The sequence below is a fragment of the Micromonospora sp. NPDC047670 genome, assembly GCF_043204915.1.
Taxonomy (GTDB): domain Bacteria; phylum Actinomycetota; class Actinomycetes; order Mycobacteriales; family Micromonosporaceae; genus Micromonospora.
This window is the reverse complement of the sequence record NZ_JBIDDA010000001.1, coordinates 1-19,488: the sequence shown is the minus strand read 5'-3', so window position 1 is coordinate 19,488 and position 19,488 is coordinate 1. Positions and strand designations below refer to the sequence as shown.

Here is a 19,488-nt window from a genome sequence, read left to right as displayed (position 1 = left end):
GCCGGCAGGGGTGAGCCGGGGTCAGATCAGGTCCTGTAGTTCCTCAGGATCCAGCGGCGGGATGGTGTCCGGCTTGACGCTGTGGACCCGCTCGGTGACCCGCATGGTCACCCAGCGGAAGAACTGCGGGATGCGGTTGACGTCCTCCGCCCGGAAGACCGGCAGCGCGGGGTTGGCGACGAAGGTCTCCAGTACGTGCTGCGCCTCGTCGTCGATGTCCTGACCGATCCCGACGGCGATCCGCAGGGCCGCCCGACCGCGCCTGGAGTCGAGGAACCTCTCCATGCCCGGCTGCCAGTCGTCCGTGGGCCTGCCGTCGGACACCAGGATCACCGTCGGCGTGAGCGCGCGGGCGGGGACGACCCCGTCGTCCGCGAGCAGGTCGGTGGCCAGCGAGAGCGCGGCGCCGATCGGCGTGCGACCGAACGGCCGCAGGTCCGTCCAGGCCGCCGAGGGCGCCGGTGTCATCGGCTGGTGCAGGTGCGCCTCCTCGCCGGCGAACACGATGGCCGCGACGTGGATCAGCCCGCGCGGGGAGTCCTGGGCGGCGAAGTCCCGGAACATCGTGGCGATGCTGCGGTTCAGGACGCCGATCTTGTCGTCCTCGGCCATGCTGCCGCTGGCGTCGGCGAGGACCAGCACCGGAAGCGGACGGGGCGTGGACGACCGGGGCCGGAGATTCATGATCGGCTCGGCGGCCGGCGGCTCGTTCGATCGCGTCGATTCTTCGCCGATCACAGTCTGTCCTCCGGTGAACTCGGGCGAAAGCAACACGACAGGATCGCGAAGCCGATCGATCGTGTCAACGACAAATCGACCGACTGTCGTCATTGCGTCAGCACGAGCACGAGGACGGACAGGACGGCACGAAAGGTGGTAGGGCGCCGTTCTGGGTGGCCCAGCCGACCATGCCGCAGCCTTCCGACACCAACGCACCGCCGGACCGGGAGCCGGAGACGCTCCCGTGAGCTGCCGGCGGTTCCGAGCCGAACCGCCGGCAGCTCACCGGCGAGGGGACGGGTGAAGGATCAGAGGAGGGGGTGGCGGAGGACGTTCTCGTCCCGGCCGGGGCCCACGCCCACCACGCTCACCCGGGTGCCGCAGAGTTCCTCGATGCGGGCGATGTAGCGGCGGGCGTTCTCCGGGAGGTCGTCCTCGGTCCGGGCCTTGGTGATGTCCTCCCACCAGCCGTCGAGCTCCTCGTAGATCGGAGTCGCGTGGTGGAAGTCGGTCTGGGTCATCGGCATGTCGTCGAAGCGCTCGCCGTTGATCTCGTAGCCGACGCAGATCGGCACCTTGGCCAGGCCGGTGAGCACGTCCAGCTTGGTGACCACCAGGTCGGTGACGCCGTTGAGGCGGCAGGCGTACCGGGCGACGACGGCGTCGAACCAGCCGCAGCGGCGCTCCCGGCCCGTGGTGGTGCCGTACTCGTGACCGATCTTGCGCAGGTGCTGACCGTTGTCGTCGAAGAGCTCCGTCGGGAACGGCCCGGAGCCGACCCGCGTCGTGTACGCCTTGCTGACCGCGATCACCTTGCTGATCGCCGTCGGCGGGATGCCGGCACCCACGCAGGCCCCGCCGGCCGTCGGGTTCGACGAGGTTACGAAGGGGTACGTGCCGTGGTCCATGTCGAGCATGGTGGCCTGGGCGCCCTCCAGCAGGACCGTCTCGCCGCGGTCCAGCGCGTCCCAGAGCATGACCCGCGTCTCGGCGATGTACGGCTTCAGCCGCTCCGCGTACTCCAGGTACTCCTCGATCGTCGCGTCGACGTCGATCGCCTTGCGGTTGTAGACCTTGAACAGGAGCTGGTTCTTCTCGCGCAGCGCCAGCTCCAGCTTCTTGCGCAGGATGCCCGGGTCGAGCAGGTCCTGCAGCCGGATGCCCATCCGGGCGACCTTGTCGCCGTACGCGGGGCCGATGCCGCGCCCGGTGGTGCCGATGCGGGCGCTGCCGAGGTAGCGCTCGACCACCCGGTCCAGCGCCCGGTGGTGCGGCATGATCAGGTGCGCGTCGCCGGAGATCCGCAGCCGGCTGACGTCCACGCCCCGCTCGGCGAGGCCGTCGATCTCGGCCAGCAGCACCTTCGGGTCGACCACCACACCGTTGCCGATGACGATCATCGCGCTCGGTGAGAGGGCGCCCGACGGCATCAGGTGCAGCGCGTACTTCTGGCCGTCCGGGGTGATCACCGTGTGGCCGGCGTTGTTGCCGCCGGAGTAGCGCACGACGTAGTCGACCCGCTCACCCAGCAGGTCGGTAACCTTGCCCTTGCCCTCGTCGCCCCACTGGGCGCCGAGGAGCACGATCGCTGGCATCTTCTCGCCTCCAGAAGGCTCGGGTGCCAGGTGGCGACCGGTCAGCGAGCCCGGGGTGTCAGGCTAACAAGTAGTGACGGCGCGGCCGGCAGGGGTCGCGTCGAGAGGCAGGAGGCCGTTTCCGTGTACGACGTGGTGCTGCTCACCCTCGGCTCGGAGCGCGACGCGCCCGGCGGGGCCTGCGGCAGCGGCGGCGCCTGCTGCGGCGGCGCTACGGCGCACGAGGCCGACGCCGGGACGCCTGACGCCTGCGCGACCGACGGAACCGAGGCCGGGGAGCGCTGCGACACCCCACGCGTACCGGTGCTGGCCTGCGCGGACGCGCTCACCGCCCGGGGCGCCCGGGTGGAGACGGTCACGGCCCGCTCGGACGCCGAGATCGACGAGGTGCTGGCCCGGTTCGACGGGCCGCCCCGCCCCGACGGCCTCACCTGGCCCGACCCGGACTCCAAGACCCGACTCGTGGTCGCCACGGCCAGCGACGCCCAGTTGCGCGCCGTCGTGCGCCGGCTCGTCCGGCGGTACGCCCCACCGCCCAGCCGCCGCCCCGACGACCTGCCCGGCAACCGGACTGTGCCGGACCTGCCGCCGATCGGCGTACTCCCGCTCGATCCGGCCCGGAGCACCACGCACCGTGACCTGGCGGCGCAGCTCGGGTTGCCCCGCGACCCGGCGGCGGTGGCCGCCGCCGTGCTGGACGGCACGGCCCGCCGGCTGGACCTGCTACGCAACGACGGCGGCTCGGTGACCCTGGACGGCGCGCTGATGGGCGCCGCCGACGACAACGGCCGCCCGCTGCACTGGCGAGGCCGGGTGGAGGTGGACGACGTGGTCCTCTCCACCGGCGAGGAGCCGCTGCTGGCCTGCGCGATCGGCAACGCGGGCGGCTACGCCCGGCTGGACGACGTGGCGCTGCTCAGCCCGCCGGATCCGACCGACGGGCGGGTCGAGGTGGCGGTCGCGGTGCCGGTGGTCGCCCGGTCGGCGTTCGGCCGCAAGCGGGTGCGGCTGGAGGTACGCCGGGCCCGCGGGCGGGCCGTTTCCGTGCTCCCCCGGGACGAGAAGCTCCCGTACCTCGACGACGGTGTCGAGGGCGAACTGAACCGAAAGCGGTCCTGGTGGACCGAGCCGGGCGCCTGGGCGGTCTGGGCGGGCTGACCTCGACGTCCCCTCGCGGCACCCCGACCCCGTTCGGCCCGTGGGCCTATCCTCGGCAGGAGGAATGGGGAGGAACCGTGGTGGACAACAACGCCGACCGGGCCCACGTGCCCGGCCAGCAGCCAGTGCCGGAGCGGGACATCGAACCACTCTGGCCGCCGGACCAGATCGACGGTGGGCCGGGCGTCGGCACGCCGCCGTGGGCCGTGGACCCGTCGACCGGCGCACCGCCGCCCGCCGCCCCGCCTCCGGTGCCCCGACCGGCGACCGGCCAGCCGCCGGCCGCGCCGCCCTCGCCCGCCGACTACCCGTCGCTCACCGGCGGGGTGCCCGCTGCCGGCGGTTGGGCGATGACCGGCCAGCCCGGCGCTTCGTCCTGGGCTCCCACCCCACCCGCGCAGGGCTGGACGCCCCCGGTGGTGCACGCGCCACCAAACCCGGCGACCGGACCGACGGTCCCGCCCGCAGCCGGCCCGGCTGCGCGGCCGACCACCGACGCCAGCGGCACGCCGGCCGGCGCAGCCGCCGCGACCGCCACCCCGGACGCCGCGACGGGTGGCACGCCGCCAGCGGTGCCGGCGCCCCGGGTCGACCTCGACCTGCCCTTCACCCTCGACCAGCCGGCCCCGGCCATCGCGTCGGCCGGGCCCGCGCCGGGTCCCGACGCGCTTGCCGCCGGCGGTGGCGACCCGACGGACCGCACGTCGCAGGGCGCGCGCCCGGACGCCGACGGCCCGGCGCCCGCTCCGGACGAGGCCGCCCCGTCCCGGGCCAGCGGCACCACCCCGCCGGGCACCCCGTCCTCGGCCAGCGGCCGGGCTACGGTCGGCGGCGCTGCGCCGACCACCGCCAGCGGCAGGGCCGCGGTCGGCGGCTCACGCGGGGCCGAATCGCCGTGGGCCCAGCCACCGCAACGGACCGGGGCGGCCGGCGCGGAGCCGGCCACCGGTTCGACACCTCCGGCCACCGGCGGCCCGGGGCCGGCGCGGCCGGGGACCGGCCCGGAGACACCGCAGGCGTCCGGCCCGGGACCACAGCCGACCTCTGGCGGTGTGCCGCCGCAGTTCGGCCCGCCGCCACCCGGCCCCCAGCAGCACGCCCCGGCACCGCCGCAGCAGGCCGCACCACCGCAGGCCGCCCCGACGCCGCCCGGGCCGTACCCACCGCAGTCCGGGCCGTACCCACCGCAGTCCGGCTGGTACCCGCCGCCCTGGCAGCCGGGCGGCACGCCGGCACCGCCGCAGGCGTACCAGCCGGCGGTGGGGGTGCCCCAGCCGGCGGTGGGGGTGCCCCAGCCGGCGGTGGGAGTGCCCCAGCCGCCGCCCGCCTACCCGGACCCGAGCTGGCGTCCCGATGCCGCCGCGGCGCCGACCGCCGAGGACTTCGCCCGGCGCCGGCAGGTCCGCCCGGCCGACCCGGTCGCCAGCATGGGCGTACGGGCGGTGGCCAACAAGATCGGGCTGCGGCTCCCACCGGGACGGCACGAGCAGGAACTCAGGCGCGACATCGAGATGGTCCGCCGCAACTTCGGCGGCCTGCGTCAGGTGACCGTGGTCAACCCGAAGGGTGGCGCCGGCAAGACGGTGGCCATCCTGCTGCTCGCCATGACCTTCGGTCAGAAGCGCGGCGGATACGTGCTGGCCTGGGACAACAACGAGACCCAGGGCACCCTGGGCATGCGCGCCCAGCAGGACTTCCACGCCCGCACGGTCCGCGACATGCTGCGTGACCTGGGCCAGTTCCAGGGGCACGGGCGGGTCGGCGACCTGTCGCAGTACGTCCGGTCGCAGGGCGAGGGGATGTTCGACGTCCTCGCCTCGGACGAGTCGGCCACCGGCGGCGAGATGCTCACCGCCGCCGCGTTCGCCGAGATCCGCGAGGTGGTGAGCCGGTTCTACAAGCTGATCTTCGTGGACACCGGCAACAACGTGCGCGCCCAGAACTGGCAGGCCGCGATGGACGCCACGGACCAGTTGGTGGTCACCATGTCGGCCCGGAACGACTCGGCGGAGACGGCCGCCCGGATGCTGGACCACCTGGAGCAGAGCGGCCGGCAGCGGCTGGTCCGCCAGGCGGTCACCGTGGTCTCCATGCCGCCCTCGCGCAAGGAGATCGACCTGCCGGCGATCCAGGAGCACTTCGCGGCCCGCACCCGCGCGGTGCTGCTCGCCCCGTACGAGCGGCTCATCGACACCGGCGAGCCGATCCGGTACGCGGCCCTCTCCTCGGCCACCCGGGACGCCTGGCTGAAGATCGCCGCCGCCGTCGCCGAGGGGTTGTAGGGGCCGGAACAGCTCGACGGCCGGCCCGTGGTGCCTCGGGCCGGCCGTCGATGCGGGATCAGTTGCTCGCCAGCGCGTCCGCGGCGGCCGGGTCGCAGTCCCGCAGGAACTGGGCGCAGCGGGCGGCCTCGTCCGCCTCGCCGATCTCGTCCGCGGCGCGGGACAGCACGTAGAGGCAGCGCAGGAAGCCCTGGTTCGGCTCGTGCGACCACGGCACCGGGCCGTGCCCCTTCCAGCCGTTGCGGCGCAGCTGGTCCAGCCCGCGGTGGTAGCCGGTGCGCGCGTAGGCGTACGCCGGGATGACCTGGCTCGCGGCGAGGGCCCGGGCCGCCAGCGCGCCCCAGCCGGCGCTGTAGGTCGGGAAGCGCGCCGCCACCTCGGCGTACGCCTCGTCGCTGCCGGCCTGCTCGGCGGCGGCCAGGGCGGCGTCGGCCTCGTCGTGCGCGGGGAGGAGGGTGGCCGGTGGTTCCGGCAACAGGTTCTGCATCGTCCCATTCAACCCGCTTCGCCCGCGGCCGCGCGAGGGGGTTGGCCGAGCCGGTTGACTGAACGGCTGAGGAGTTGGTCACGCCTGCGGCCTATGCCACCGGCAGATGTTTTCCACTACAACTATTGGTCCGGAGCCTCCCCAGGACCGGGTTATGCAGGAGCCCGGTGGCCGCAGCCGCCGGGCTCCTGTCCGTTCCGGGGCAGGCCGGCGCGAGCCGGGCGGCCCGCCGCGCCGCCCCCCAGGGGACGCGCCACGACCGCAGCGCCGGCCGGGACCGCCGGCGCGCGGACCGACCCGCGGGTTTGGCCTCTTGCCCGGGCGGGGCAGGATGGCGAGGGTGCCGACCCCACCTCCCGCGGACGTCATCGAGCCGCACACCTGCACCGACGAGATCGAGACCCGCGCCGAGTTCGACCGGCGACTGGCCACGGGCAGCCTGGTCGGGCTGACCGTGCAGGGGCTGCGGCTCGACCTCGCACCCGTCCCCGACCTCACCGGGATCGAGGTGGCCGGCACCCTCTTCGTCGGGTGCCGCTTCGCCTCCCGCGAGGTCGGCGCCGACCTGGTCCGGCGCGGCGCGAACGTGGTGCCGCCGTTCTCCGGGCTGCCCTACCCGACCCAGCCGTCGCACCTCTACACCCCGGAGGACCTCGCCGCCGGCTTCGCCGAGGGCGGGTTCGCCGGGATGTACGACACCCGGGTCTACGAACACTTCCGCGCGCACGGCGGCGCGCTGCCGGAGGTCAAGGAGGCGCTCGGCCAGCGGCTGCACGACCACGGCGTGGACAACGCCCTCGCCGACGCCACTCGCGCCTGGCTCGCCACCCACGGGCCGCAGTCGGTCATCGGCATCATGGGCGGGCACGCCGTGCCGCGCGGCAGCGCGCCGTACCGGATGGCTGCCGTGCTGGGCTGGGAGCTGGCCCGCGCCGACCGGCTGGTGGTGACCGGCGGCGGGCCCGGGGTGATGGAGGCCGCCAACCTCGGCGCGTTCCTGGCGCTGCGGCCGGTCGAGGACCTGGACGCGGCGATCGACCTGCTCGCCGGCGCGCCGGACTTCACCGACCACGACCGCTACACGGCGGCGGCGCTGCGGGTGCGGGAGCTCTACGGCCGGCCGGTGACGCCGCCCCGGCCCCGCGCCGCCGACCCGGCCAGCGTGTCCCGCGTCGACTCGGCCGCCCTGGCCGGCGGCGACGTGGACTGGGCGCGCACCGGCGGGCTCGCCATCCCCACCTGGCTCTACGGGCACGAGCCGGCGAACCTCTTCGCCGGCCGGATCGCCAAGTACTTCTCCAACGCCATCCGGGAGGACACCATCCTGCGGTTGGCCCGGGGCGGGATCGTCTTCGCGCCCGGCCGGGCCGGCACCGTGCAGGAGGTGTTCCAGGCGGCCACCAAGACCTACTACGGCACCGACGGCGCCAGCGGGGCGTACGTCTTCCTGGACCGCGCGTACTGGACCCGGGAGCTGCCGGTGGAGGCGCTGCTGCGGCCGCTGCTGAGCGCCTCGCCGTTCGGCGACCTGTCGGCCACCGTGCACCTCACCGACGACGTCCACGAGGCCGTCCGGGTGCTCACCGCGACCTGACGGAGCCGGGCACGCCGACGGCCGGCCCCCGAGCGGGGAGCCGGCCGTCGGCGGTACGCGTCAGCGCGTCACTTGGCCAGCGTGGTGCCGGTCGAGCGCAGGTGCTCGCAGGCCTCCACGACGCGGGCGGCCATGCCGGCCTCGGCGGCCTTGCCCCAGACCCGCGGGTCGTACATCTTCTTGTTGCCGACCTCGCCGTCGACCTTGAGGACGCCGTCGTAGTTGCGGAACATGTGGTCCGCGACCGGGCGGGAGAAGCAGTACTGGGTGTCGGTGTCGATGTTCATCTTCACCACGCCGTAGTCGAGCGCCTCGCGGATCTCCGACAGCAGCGAGCCCGAGCCGCCGTGGAAGACCAGGCTGAGCGGCTTCTCCTTGCCGTACTTGGCGCCGACCGCCTCCTGGATCTGGTTGAGGATCTCGGGACGGAGCTTGACGTTGCCCGGCTTGTAGACGCCGTGCACGTTGCCGAAGGTCAGCGCCGCCATGTAGCGGCCCTTCTCGCCCAGGCCGAGCGCCTCGACCATGGCCAGGCCGTCCTCGACGGTGGTGTAGAGCTTGTCGTTGATGGCGTTCTCGACGCCGTCCTCCTCGCCGCCGACGACGCCGACCTCGATCTCCAGGACGATCTTGGCCTCGGCGGCCCGGTCGAGCAACTCGGCCGCGATCTGGAGGTTCTCCGCCACCGGCACGGCCGAGCCGTCCCACATGTGCGACTGGAACAGCGGCTCCTGGCCGGCGGCCACCCGCTCCTTGGAGATCTGCATGAGCGGCCGGACGAACTTGTCCAGCTTCTCCTGCGGGCAGTGGTCGGTGTGCAGGGCGATGTTGACCGGGTACTTCTTGGCGACCTCGTGCGCGTACGCGGCGAACGCCACCGCGCCGGTCACCATGTCCTTGATCGAGGGTCCGGAGAGGTATTCCGCGCCACCGGTCGAGACCTGGATGATGCCGTCGCTCTCCGCGTCGGCGAAGCCCTTGAGCGCAGCGTTCAGGGTCTGCGAGGACGTCACGTTGATCGCGGGGTACGCGTACCGGCCGGCCTTGGCGCGGTCCAGCATCTCCGCGTAGGTCTCGGGGGAAGCGATGGGCATGTCGAACGCTCCTTACTTACCGCTGTCGGCCGTCGCCGGCCGCTGTTCTCCTTGGGTGCGCCGGACCGCGCTGTCCACCGTCGGCAGTATCCCGTAGCGACGGGCCGCCGGCACAACCGACCCGGTACGCGCCCGAACCTCGGCGGCGGGCCTCACCGCTGCTCCCACCTGTCGGGCACCACGACGCTGATCAGCCAGGTGGCCACGGCCATCACGATGGCGCCCCAGAAAGCGGGCCAGAAACCCTCCACGTCGAACGGCAGGTCGAACGCCCGGGCGATCCGGTCGGTCAGCAGGAACAGCAGCGCGTTGACCACCAGCGCGAACAGGCCGAGGGTGAGCAGGTAGAAGACGCAGCCGAACACCTTGATCAGCGGCTTGAGCACCGCGTTGACCACACCGAAGATCAACGCCACGACGACGAGCGTGAGCGCGGTGTCGGTGCCGGACCGGCCACCCACCTCCACCCCGGGCACGATCAGCGTGGTGATCCACAGCGCGACCGCGGTGATCGCCAGCCGGATCAGGAAGCCCACGCGACCATCCTGGCACCGGGGGCGGCGGCCGGTGGGGCGATTCGGTCGACTCGGCTTCCGAGCGGCGGACGGGCGCAGCCCGTACGGTGTGTGGGAACCGTCCGCCGAGATCCCGGGAGGGACTGATGGGTCAGCCCGACGAGGACTTCGCCCCCAGCGACCACCTCAGCCCCGAGGAGCGCGACATGGAGGCGGAACCGGCCGACGCGGTCGAGCAGGCCGCCGTGGTCGGCCCCGGCGAGGCCGACACGGAGCCGCACCGCGGCCTGGAGGTCGACGACTGGGACGCCATGGAGCAGGCCCGGGTGGTCGCCGTCGACGAGGACGACTACCGCTGACGGCGTGGTCCGGGGCGGGACGCGACCGGAGACCCGGTGGCGTCCCGCCCCGAGGGTCAGCGCACACGGTCCGGGTTCTGGGCCGCCCACTGCGCCAACCGGTCCTCGCGCAGCGCGGCGAGGAAGGCCGGAGCTCTCTGCGGATCCGGCCGCAGCCGCCAGCCGGGGCCGTCGGGCTCTCCGACCGGGAGGCTGAGCCCCACCGGCTCGACGGACCTCAACCGCGGCACCACTGCCACCAGTTCGGCCACGGCTGTCCCGTCGGCCGTCACCAGGTCGGCGGCGTCGAGCAGCGCGTGGAGCCTGGCCGGACTGGTCAGCACCCCCTGCTCGACGGCCCGCCGGACCAGCCCGGCGGCGAAGAGTTGGGCGTGCCGGTCACGGTCGGACGAACCCTCGGGCAGCCCCCGCCGCTGGCGCAGCAGGTCCACGGAGGCGCCTCCGTCGAGTCGCTGGCAGCCGGCCGGGAAGACCCGCTCCGTGTGGACGGAGCGGACCTCTCGCGGCAGGCACACCTCGACCCCGTCGACCTCGTCGGCGAGCCGCCGCAGCGCCGGGAACGTGAGCACCACACCGGCGTCGACGCGTACGCCGGTCAGGTCGCCGACCACCCGGCGCGTCAGGTCGTAGCCGCGCTCCAGGTCGGGCTGGTCGGATCCGGCGCCGAGCAGGAAGGCGGCGTTGAGCTTGTCGGTGCCGTGCCCGGGGATCGGCACTTCCAGGTCGCGGGGCAGCGAGATCAGGTAGACGCGGCCACGATCCGCCGGCACGTGCACCAGCAGCACCGAGTCGGCCCGCCGCGCCTGGTCCTCCGCCGAGCCGTCCAGGCCGAGCAGCAGGATGTTCAGCGCGCCGGTCGGCGCCGGCGCGGCCGTCCCGAGGAGCAGCGTCGCGTCGGGAGCGGCGCGGTCGGGGGCGAGCCGGGGCACCCCGATCCCCAGCACAGCCAGCAGGGCCAACGCGACGCCAGCGGCCCGGAAGCGCCGACGGCGTCGGCGGCGGCCGGCGGCGAGCCGGTCGATCACGGCGCGCACCGGAGCAGCGGCGGGGGCCAGCGGCTCGTGTCGGGCGAAGGCGGCACGCAGGTCGTCCTCGATCATGAGCAAGCCTCCACGTGTTCGGCCCGGAGCGTGGCCAGGGCGCGCGAAATGGACGAGCGGACCGTCCCGACGGCGCAGCCGAGGATGTCGGCGATCTCCGCGTCGGGCAGGTCCTCGTAGTAGCGCAGCACCAGCGTGGCCCGCTGCCGGCGCGGCAGTCGGGACAGCCAGGACCAGACCTCGTCCCGCTCCACGGCGTGCTGGGCGTGGTCGGTTGGCACCGGCACCGCGTCGTCGGGCTCGGCGCGCAGCAGCACCCGGCGCATCCAGGAGCCCCGCCGCCAGTCGACGTACTGGTTGGTCAGCATCCGGCGGACGTAGCGCTCGGGCGAGTCGGCACGGGCCACCCGACGCCAGTTGAGCTGCACCCGGACCATCGTGTCCTGCACCAGGTCCTGGGCCTGGTGCGGGTCGCCGGTCAGCATGACCGCGTACCGCAGCAGCGCGGCCAGCCGTGAGTCGGCGAACTCCTCGTACGTCACTGCACCTCCCGGGCTCCTGCTCCTGATGACGGACGTGGGCGGCCGGAACGTTGCGGCGGTCCTGCTCAGCCGTTCGGTCGACATTGGCCCTGTGGGCGGGTCGGGGGCAGCGGCGAGTCTTAACGAATCCTTAAGATCCGCTGGCCACTCCTGGCACCCCCACGGGAGGACCCCCCACATGCTCAAGCACTCCACCCGGCGCTGGCTGGCCGGGCTGGGCGTCGCAGGCGCGCTCGTCGCCGCCTCCGCCACCCCCGCCGTCGCCGAAGAGCCCGGCGACGAGCTTCTCCTCTACGCCAACAACGTGCTGGTCGCGCCGGGCGGCGAGGCCAGGTCCGTCACCCTGTACGCGTTCGCGGAGGTGTTGCCGGAGAAGCTGACGCTCACCATCGATCGCGGCAAGGTCGACGGCTTCGCCGAGGTCGTCCTGGGCGACCGGATGCCGGGCTGCACGGAAGCCGGCCCGGTCATCACCTGCGCGCTCGACGGCACCGAGATCACCGACTACCTGGTCAACCTGAACGTCACCGCCAAGGATTCCGCCGCACCGGGCGACAGGGGCGAGCTCGCGCTGAGCGTGGCGGCCAAGGGGATGCCCACCGCCACCGCGCGGTCCACCATCGAGGTCGGCGAGGGCGTCGACCTGAAGGCGGAGCGCTCCCTCGAACTCGCCGGTGACCCCGGCGCGACGGTCAAGGCGCCGCTCACGGTGGCCAACGTCGGCGAGAGCCGCGCCCGTGGTGCGGTGCTGCTCCTCGCCACGACCCCCGGCCTCACTCCGGCGCGGCGGCACTCCAACTGCTCCTACCTCTCGGAGTTCGGCAGCAACTTCGCCCAGTGCCACTTCGACGAGGAGCTCCCGCCGGGGGCCGCCCTCCAGCTCAACGACTCGTCCGCCCTGACGATCGCATCCGACGCCTGGGCACCGGGCCGGCAGTACGGCCAGGCGATCTGGTTCGCCAAGGGTGACTGGGAGCAGTTCATCGCCGACTTCTCCGGCGCGGACTGGGAGAAGGGCAGCGGGAGCGCCCTGAAGCTGGTGCCGGCGCCGGCATCGCGGGCCCGCGCGGTGAAGCAGACCGACAAGGACACGACGAACAACGTCGCCGAGATCGACGCCACCGTCACCGGAGACCAGCGGGCCGACGTCGCCGCCGGCGGCGCGGAGGTCGTCGGCGCGGCCGGCCGGACGGTCACCGCCAAGGTCGGCTTCGTCAACAACGGCCCCGCGGCGGTCAACTCGTACGCCCCGGGCGAGCTCCTGACCGGTGCCCTGGTGACCGTCCCCGCCGGCGCGACCGTGGTGGACGCGCCGGAGCAGTGCTCGCCGGGCACGGCCGAGGAGCCGACCGGCTGGTACGGCGAGCCGGGCGGCCGCGTCTACTTCTGTGAGTGGTTCGAGCTGCTTCACAAGGGCGAGTCCGCCGTCTTCGAGTTCGGTTTCCGGATCGACGAGGTGGGCGGCGCGCCGGGCTCGGTGCGGCTGCTGCACTTCGGCCCGGGCGAGCCCGGCCAGGCCGCCGACCTGAACCCGGAGAACGACACCGCCGCGCTGGTCGTCAAGGCCGCGACCGGCGGCGGGGGCGGCGGCGGTAACGGCGGCGACGACCCCGAGCTGCCGATCACCGGTGAGTCCACCGGCCTGATCGCCGGCCTCGGTGGCCTGCTGCTCGTCGCCGGCGCCGGCGGCTACCTGGTGGCCAAGCGCCGCCGGACCCGCTTCGTCGCCTGATCCACCCGCACCACCGGTGCCCCGCCGCCCACCCGGCCGGCGGGGCACCGCCGTCTCTACGCCCACCTCCAGGATCCCCACCCCCGACGGCACGCGCCCCACCGCACCCCGATCGACGCCATCGGACGAACCGGAACCACGACGGGTTTCCGGGGGAGCCCCGCCCGCGCAGGGATCAGGCCTGACCGCCCGGAGCGGGTGGGGCTCCCCCGGAAACCCCACCCGCGAACGAGCGAAAACGGGACGACGCAAGATCGAGGACACTGAGACCATGGGCGCGTGCTGCTCACCCTGACCACCACCCACCACCCGGCGACCGACCTCGGTCACCTGCTGGTCAAGCACCCCGACCGCGCCCACTCCTTCGACGTGCCGGTCGGCACCGCGCACGTGTTCTACCCGGAGGCGGGCGAGCAGCGCTGCACCGCCGCCCTGCTGCTCGACGTCGACCCGCTGCGGCTGGCCGGCGCGCGGGGCAGGGGCCGCGGCCGGCAGCAGGCCCCGACCCCGGAGGGCTTCACCCTCGGGCGGTACGTCAACGACCGGCCGTACGCCGCGTCCAGCCTGCTCTCCTCCGCGCTGTCCAGGGTGTACCGGTCCGCGCTGCGCGGCGAGTCCCGGGAACGCCCCGAGTTGGCGCGTACGCCGATCCCGCTGGAGGTGCGGGTGCCGGTGCTGCGCTGCCGGGGCGGCGCGGACGTGGCCGTCCGGATGTTCGGCCCGCTCGGCTGGGCGGTGACCGCCATCCCGATCCCCCTCGACGAGCAGCACCCGGAGTGGGGCGACAGCCGGTACGTGGACCTGAGCCTGACCGGAACGTTGCGGGTCGCCGACGCGCTCAACCACCTCTACGTCCTGCTGCCGGTCCTCGACGACGCCAAGCACTACTGGGTGGCGCCGGACGAGGTGGACAAGCTGCTCCGGGCCGGCGAGGGCTGGCTCGCCGACCACCCGGAGCGCGACCTGATCAGCCGCCGCTACCTGGCGCACCGGAGGGCGCTGGCCGGGCTCGCCCTGGCCCGCCTCGCCGAGCAGCGCCTGGCCGACGAGCCGGCCGCCGACGAGGTGACGGTGGACGAGGCGACCGTGGACGGGACCGACGAGCGGGTGACGGCGCGCCGGGCGTCGCTGGCCGCGCGCCGCCGGGAGGCGGTGCTCGGCGCGCTGGTCGGGGCGGGGGCGAGCCGGGTGCTGGACCTGGGCTGCGGCGGGGGCGCCCTGCTCGCCGCGCTGGTCGGCGACCGCCGGTTCACCGAGATCGTCGGCACCGACGTGTCCCCGCACGCGCTGACCCTGGCCGCCCGGCGGCTGCGGCTGGACCGGCTGCCCGAGCGGCAACGGAACCGGGTCCGACTCTGGCAGTCCGCGCTGACCTACCGGGACGACCGGCTGCGCGGCTACGACGCGGCGGTGCTCATGGAGGTGATCGAGCACGTCGACCCACCCCGCCTGCCGGCGCTGGAGGACGCCGTCCTGGGTCACGCCCGCCCCGCCACCGTCGTGGTGACCACGCCCAACGTCGAGCACAACGTCCGCTACGAGGGCCTGCCCGCGGGGCGGTTCCGGCACGCCGACCACCGGTTCGAGTGGACCCGCGCGGAGTTCGCCGCCTGGGTCGACCGGGTGGCCGCCACGTACGGGTACACGGCCGCGATCAGCGGGGTCGGCGACGACGATCCCGAGGTCGGCGCCCCCACCCAGCTCGCCGTGCTGACCCGGAAGGAGATCCCGTGACCACCCTCGACATCCCCGAGCTGGCCCTGGTCGCGCTGGTCGGCGTCTCCGGCTCCGGCAAGTCGACCTTCGCGCGCCGGCACTTCGCGCCCAGCCAGGTGCTCTCCTCCGACGCCTTCCGGGCGATGGTGGCCGACGACGAGAACGACCAGTCGGCCTCCGCCGACGCGTTCGACGCGCTGCACCACGTCGCCGCCACCCGGCTGCGGCGGGGCCGGCTCACCGTGGTCGACGCGACCAACCTCCAGCCGCACGCCCGGGCCGCCCTGGTGCGGGTGGCCCGCGAGCACGACGTGCTGCCGGTGGCCATCGTGCTGGACGTGCCGGAGGCGCTGGCCTGGGAGCGCACCGAGGGTCGCGCCGACCGCACCTTCGGCCGGCAGGTGCTCGCCCGGATGCAGCGCGACCTGCGCCGCTCGTACGGGCAGCTGGCCCGGGAGGGATTCCGGAAGGTGCACGTGCTGCGCGGCACCGACGAGATCGACGCCGCCGAGATCCGCTACGAGCGGCTGTTCAACGACCGGCGCGAGCTGACCGGGCCGTTCGACGTCGTCGGCGACGTGCACGGCTGCCGCGCCGAGCTGGAGACGCTGCTGACCCGGCTCGGCTGGGAGCTGCGCCGCGACGGGCACGGCCGTCCGGTGGACGCGACGCACCCGGCGGGGCGTACCGCCGTCTTCGTCGGTGACCTGGTCGACCGCGGCCCGGACTCCCCGGGCGTGCTCCGCCTGGTGATGGGCATGGTGGCCGCCGGGCACGCGATCTGCGTCCCCGGCAACCACGAGCAGAAGCTGCTGCGCCGGCTGCGCGGCCGCGACGTGCGCCTCACCCACGGCCTGGCCGAGACGATGGCCCAGCTGGCGGCGGAACCGGACGCCTTCGTGGCCGAGGTCGCGGCTTTCGTCGACGGCCTGGTCAGCCACTATGTGCTCGACGGCGGCCGGCTGGTGGTCGCGCACGCCGGGCTGAAGGAGGAGTACCAGGGCCGCGCCTCGGGCCGGGTCCGGGCGTTCGCGCTGTTCGGCGAGACCACCGGCGAGACCGACGAGTACGGGCTGCCGGTGCGCTACCCGTGGGCGCGGGAGTACCGGGGCTCGGCGATGGTGGTCTACGGGCACACGCCCACCCCCGAGCCGGAGTGGGTGAACAACACCATCTGCATCGACACCGGCTGCGTCTTCGGTGGCCGGCTCACCGCGCTGCGCTACCCGGAGAAGGAACTGGTCTCGGTGCCGGCGGAGCGGGAGTGGTACGCCCCGGCCCGCCCGCTGACCGCCGCCCCGGCCCGGCCGGACCAGGTCCTCGAGCTGACCGACGTGTCCGGGCGGCGGCACATCGAGCACGCGTACGGGTCGCTGACGGTGCCGGCGGAGAACGCCGCGGCGGCGCTGGAGGTGATGAGCCGGTTCGCGGTCGACCCGCGCTGGCTGGCCTGGCTGCCGCCGACGATGGCGCCCTGCTCGACGGCGACCGTGGGCGGTTTCCTGGAGCACCCGGCGCAGGCGTTCGCCGACTACCGCGCGGCGGGCGTGGACCGCGTGGTCTGCGAGGAGAAGCACATGGGCTCGCGGGCGGTGGTGCTGGTCTGCCGGGAGCCGGACGGCGGGCCGTTCGGTCCCGGCGGCGGGGTGGTGCACACCCGCACCGGCCGGCCGTTCTTCGGCGAGCCGCTCGACACCGAGCTGCTCGACCGGGTGCGCGCGGCGGTCGGCGGGGCGGGTCTCTGGGCGGAGCTGGAGACCGACTGGCTGCTGCTCGACTGCGAGCTGCTGCCCTGGTCGGCGAAGGCGGGCGGGCTGATCCGCGAGCAGTACGCGGGGGTCGGCGCCGCCGGGCGGGCCGCGCTGCCCGCGGCGCTGGCCGCGCTGGAGGCGGCCGTGGGCCGGGGTCTGCCGGTGGGCGACCTGCGCGACCGGATGGCCCGCCGCCGCGACGAGATCGTGGCCTACTCGGCGGGCTACCGGGCGTACGTGGGGCCGACCGACGGGCTGCGGGGGGTGACCCTGGCCCCGTTCGCGGTGCTGGCCGGCGCGAAGGCCAGCTACGCCGACCGGGACCACGGCTGGCACCTCGGGCTGGCCGACCGGCTCTGCGCGGCCGACCCGGAGTTCTTCACCCCGACCCGTCGGCAGGTGGTCGACCTGGCCGACCCCGCCGCCGAGGCCGCGGCGACGCAGTGGTGGCTGGAGCTGACCGCCGCCGGCGGCGAGGGCATGGTGGTCAAGCCGTACGCCGGGCCGGCCGCCCGCACGGAGCGGGGCTCGCTGCTCCAGCCGGGAATCAAGTGCCGGGGCCGGGAGTACCTGCGGATCATCTACGGTCCCGGGTACGACGAGCCGGAGCAGCTCGCCGCGCTGCGCCGCCGGTCGCTGGGGCGCAAGCGGGGGCTGGCGCTGCGCGAGCACGGTCTGGGGCTGGCGGCGCTGGACGCGCTGGTCGCCGGCGCCCCGCTGTGGCGCCGGCACGAGCTGGTCTTCGCGATCCTGGCCTGCGAGTCCGAGCCGGTGGACCCCCGGCTGTAGGGCGGCGCTTCCGCCGCCCCGGCAGGGCGGCCGGGCCGGCCCGGTGGCCGCCGCGGCGGGCAGGGCGCTCGCGCCGACCCCGGGCGGTGGCGTGTCGGCGCGCCGCCCGGGCGGCGCGGGCGCGGGTGTGACGTCGAGCACCAGCGCGCCGGACCGCCACCTAGACTACGGACGATCCGTCACCGACCGGCATCCATCGGAGGTCACCTCGTGCCGACGCCCACCACCACCCTGGCCCTGGGGCCGAGCTGGCTCGATCCAGAGGTGTTGATCTCGACGTTCGGGCTGATCGGCATCCTGGTCATCGTCTTCGCCGAGTCCGGCCTGCTGATCGGGTTCTTCCTGCCGGGTGACTCGCTGCTGTTCACGGCGGGGCTGCTCACCGCCGACGGGAAGTACATCACCTACCCGCTGTGGCTGGTCTGCCTGCTCATCACCCTCGCGGCGATCGCCGGCGACCAGGTCGGGTACGCGTTCGGCCGCAAGGTCGGCCCGGCGCTGTTCCGCCGGCCGAACTCGAAGCTGTTCAAACAGGAGAACGTGCTCAAGGCGCACGACTTCTTCGAGAAGTACGGCGCGCGCTCCATCGTGCTGGCCCGCTTCGTGCCGATCGTGCGGACGTTCACGCCGATCGTGGCAGGGGTCAGCCGGATGAACTACCGCACCTTCGTCATCTACAACGTGATCGGCGGCGTCCTCTGGGGCACGGGCGTGACCGTGCTCGGCTACTTCCTGGGCCAGATCCCGTTCGTCAAGGCGAACATCGAGATGATCCTGATCGCCATCGTGGCCATCTCGGTCGTGCCGATCGCCGTCGAGCTGCTCCGGGCGCGGCTGGCCGCCAAGCGTGGCACCACCCCGCAGGAGCGGGCCGCCGCCGAGGAGGCGATCCGCGAGACCCGCGAGCACTACGGCAAGCACTGACCAACCGGCCGTCCGGTGCCGTCCCCGACCGGGGATGGCACCGGACGATCGGCACAGGTCAGCGAGCCTTCTTGGTGGCGCGCTTGCGCGGCGGGGTCAGCAGATCCGCGATCGTGGCGATCGCGGTCGGCACCAGCCGGTAGTAGGCCCAGACACCGCGCTTCTCCCGCTCCAGCAAGCCGGCCTCGGTGAGGATGCGCAGATGGTGACTGACCGTCGGCTGCGAGAGGCCGAGCGGCGCGGTGAGGTCACACACGCACGCCTCGCCCTCGGGCGCCGACTGGATCAGGCTGAGCAGCCGCAGTCGAGCGGGGTCGGCGAGGGCCTTGAGGACCCCGGCGAGACGCTCGGCATCGGCACGTTCGATCGGCTCGCCGGCAAGCGGCGAGATCTGAGGCATGGTCATTTCAGCCAACGCAGTTCCCACGTATTCCATCCTTCCACCAGCAGCATCGATCCGCCTGCATATCGGCGAATCCGAATCGGCAGACTTTTACGCCACAAGGCCGAGGTCAGCCAACGTATAGGCCGCCCGATAAGGCAGTCCGGCGGCTCGCACCGCGTCGCCGGCGCCACGATCAACAATAACCGCCACGCCCACGATCTCGGCTCCGACCTCACGAAGGGCCTCGACCGCCGTCAACACGCTCCCCCCGGTGGTGGACGTGTCCTCCACCGCCAACACGCGCCGGCCGGCCACGTCCGGCCCCTCGATCCGGCGCTGGAGCCCGTGCGCCTTGCCCGCCTTACGGACCACGAACGCGTCCAGCGGGTGATCAGTCGCGGACGCGGCGTGCAGCATCGACAGCGCCACGGGGTCGGCGCCCAGAGTCAGCCCGCCCACCGCGTCGTAGTCCCAGTCGGCGGTCAGCTCGCGCATCACCCGGCCCACCAACGGAGCGGCCTGGTGATGGAGCGTGACGCGACGCAGATCGACGTACCAGTCCGCCTCGCGCCCCGAGGAGAGCACCACCCGGCCGTGGACCACCGCCAGGTCGGTAATGAATTTACGCAGGTCGTCGTGGTCCCCCATGGCGATAGAGGGTACTGCGCAAGTCTGTGAGCCGCGTGCCGGGTCCACCCCGAGTCAACCCCGGGGGGGTGTCCCTATGGGTTTGGTCAAGCGGGGACGGGGCTGGTGGGGCGTGGTTGGTAGGGGATCTTGTCGCGGAGCATGGCGTAGAGGACGT

The 19,488-nt window shown here is 73.9% G+C and carries 17 protein-coding genes; 8 read left to right on the top strand and 9 right to left on the bottom strand.

The genetic code is table 11. The features are described 5' to 3' along the window. Positions 1-21: 21 nt before the first annotated feature. Together ACGF7U_RS00085 and ACGF7U_RS00080 are read right to left on the bottom strand one after the other, a co-directional pair. Entirely contained in the window at positions 22-684 is a 663-nt protein-coding gene (locus tag ACGF7U_RS00085; RefSeq protein WP_393101869.1) for a VWA domain-containing protein, read from the bottom strand. Between the two features lie 344 nt (positions 685-1,028). Beyond that, positions 1,029-2,315: an adenylosuccinate synthase gene (locus ACGF7U_RS00080; RefSeq protein ID WP_393101868.1), complete on the bottom strand. Its 1,287-nt coding sequence runs from the start codon at positions 2,313-2,315 to the stop codon at positions 1,029-1,031. A gap of 123 nt (positions 2,316-2,438) precedes the next feature. Between ACGF7U_RS00080 and ACGF7U_RS00075 the strand changes: the two genes are divergently transcribed. Both ACGF7U_RS00075 and ACGF7U_RS00070 read left to right on the top strand, forming a co-directional pair. After that, entirely contained in the window at positions 2,439-3,473 is a 1,035-nt protein-coding gene (locus ACGF7U_RS00075) for a hypothetical protein (RefSeq protein WP_393101867.1), read from the top strand. A gap of 77 nt (positions 3,474-3,550) precedes the next feature. Next, entirely contained in the window at positions 3,551-5,755 is a 2,205-nt protein-coding gene (locus ACGF7U_RS00070) for a chromosome partitioning protein (protein ID WP_393101866.1), read from the top strand. A gap of 58 nt (positions 5,756-5,813) precedes the next feature. On the opposite strand, the gene ACGF7U_RS00065 is transcribed toward ACGF7U_RS00070, so the two are convergent. Continuing rightward, the gene (locus ACGF7U_RS00065) at positions 5,814-6,242 is read right to left on the bottom strand and encodes a DUF3151 domain-containing protein (RefSeq protein ID WP_393101865.1); all 429 of its coding nucleotides are present in this window, start codon (positions 6,240-6,242) and stop codon (positions 5,814-5,816) included. A gap of 340 nt (positions 6,243-6,582) precedes the next feature. Between ACGF7U_RS00065 and ACGF7U_RS00060 the strand changes: the two genes are divergently transcribed. Continuing rightward, complete coding sequence (locus ACGF7U_RS00060; RefSeq protein ID WP_393101864.1) at positions 6,583-7,836, top strand: LOG family protein; 1,254 nt, start codon at positions 6,583-6,585, stop codon at positions 7,834-7,836. 68 nt (positions 7,837-7,904) lie between these two features. Here ACGF7U_RS00060 and fbaA read toward each other — a convergent pair whose 3' ends face one another. Together fbaA and ACGF7U_RS00050 are read right to left on the bottom strand one after the other, a co-directional pair. Then, positions 7,905-8,930: a class II fructose-bisphosphate aldolase gene (gene fbaA / locus ACGF7U_RS00055; protein ID WP_393101863.1), complete on the bottom strand. Its 1,026-nt coding sequence runs from the start codon at positions 8,928-8,930 to the stop codon at positions 7,905-7,907. 152 nt (positions 8,931-9,082) lie between these two features. Next, on the bottom strand, positions 9,083-9,466 hold the full coding sequence (locus tag ACGF7U_RS00050; RefSeq protein WP_393101862.1) for a phage holin family protein: 384 nt from the start codon (positions 9,464-9,466) through the stop codon (positions 9,083-9,085). Positions 9,467-9,591: 125 nt separating this feature from the next. Here ACGF7U_RS00050 and ACGF7U_RS00045 point away from each other — a divergent pair, with 125 nt between their 5' ends. After that, the gene (locus ACGF7U_RS00045) at positions 9,592-9,804 is read left to right on the top strand and encodes a hypothetical protein (protein ID WP_393101861.1); all 213 of its coding nucleotides are present in this window, start codon (positions 9,592-9,594) and stop codon (positions 9,802-9,804) included. Positions 9,805-9,860: 56 nt separating this feature from the next. Here ACGF7U_RS00045 and ACGF7U_RS00040 read toward each other — a convergent pair whose 3' ends face one another. Beyond that, on the bottom strand, positions 9,861-10,904 hold the full coding sequence (locus tag ACGF7U_RS00040) for an LCP family protein (protein ID WP_393101860.1): 1,044 nt from the start codon (positions 10,902-10,904) through the stop codon (positions 9,861-9,863). Further along, positions 10,901-11,386 (bottom strand): SigE family RNA polymerase sigma factor, encoded by a 486-nt coding sequence (locus tag ACGF7U_RS00035; protein ID WP_393101859.1) that lies wholly within the window; start codon positions 11,384-11,386, stop codon positions 10,901-10,903. The genes ACGF7U_RS00040 and ACGF7U_RS00035 overlap by 4 nt, the downstream gene beginning before the upstream one ends. A 178-nt stretch (positions 11,387-11,564) precedes the next feature. On the opposite strand from ACGF7U_RS00035, the gene ACGF7U_RS00030 reads away from it, so the two are divergent. The 4 genes from ACGF7U_RS00030 to ACGF7U_RS00015 all read left to right on the top strand — a co-directional run bounded on the left by ACGF7U_RS00030 (position 11,565) and on the right by ACGF7U_RS00015 (position 18,298). Beyond that, on the top strand, positions 11,565-13,118 hold the full coding sequence (locus ACGF7U_RS00030; RefSeq protein ID WP_393101858.1) for an LPXTG cell wall anchor domain-containing protein: 1,554 nt from the start codon (positions 11,565-11,567) through the stop codon (positions 13,116-13,118). 279 nt (positions 13,119-13,397) lie between these two features. Beyond that, the gene (locus ACGF7U_RS00025) at positions 13,398-14,852 is read left to right on the top strand and encodes a 3' terminal RNA ribose 2'-O-methyltransferase Hen1 (RefSeq protein WP_393101857.1); all 1,455 of its coding nucleotides are present in this window, start codon (positions 13,398-13,400) and stop codon (positions 14,850-14,852) included. Next, positions 14,849-17,374 carry a polynucleotide kinase-phosphatase gene (locus ACGF7U_RS00020; RefSeq protein ID WP_393101856.1) on the top strand — a complete coding sequence of 842 codons (2,526 nt, stop codon included), beginning with the start codon at positions 14,849-14,851 and terminating at the stop codon, positions 17,372-17,374. Before ACGF7U_RS00025 ends, ACGF7U_RS00020 begins: the two co-directional genes overlap by 4 nt. Before the next feature lie 210 nt (positions 17,375-17,584). Further along, entirely contained in the window at positions 17,585-18,298 is a 714-nt protein-coding gene (locus ACGF7U_RS00015) for a DedA family protein (protein WP_393101855.1), read from the top strand. A 58-nt stretch (positions 18,299-18,356) separates the two neighbouring features. Here the strand turns inward: ACGF7U_RS00015 and ACGF7U_RS00010 are convergent, their stop codons facing one another. Together ACGF7U_RS00010 and ACGF7U_RS00005 are read right to left on the bottom strand one after the other, a co-directional pair. Next, positions 18,357-18,734, bottom strand: a complete 378-nt coding sequence (locus ACGF7U_RS00010) for a helix-turn-helix transcriptional regulator (protein ID WP_007073957.1) — start codon at positions 18,732-18,734, stop codon at positions 18,357-18,359. Between the two features lie 57 nt (positions 18,735-18,791). Next, positions 18,792-19,331 carry an orotate phosphoribosyltransferase gene (locus ACGF7U_RS00005; RefSeq protein WP_393101854.1) on the bottom strand — a complete coding sequence of 180 codons (540 nt, stop codon included), beginning with the start codon at positions 19,329-19,331 and terminating at the stop codon, positions 18,792-18,794. Positions 19,332-19,488: the final 157 nt, after the last annotated feature.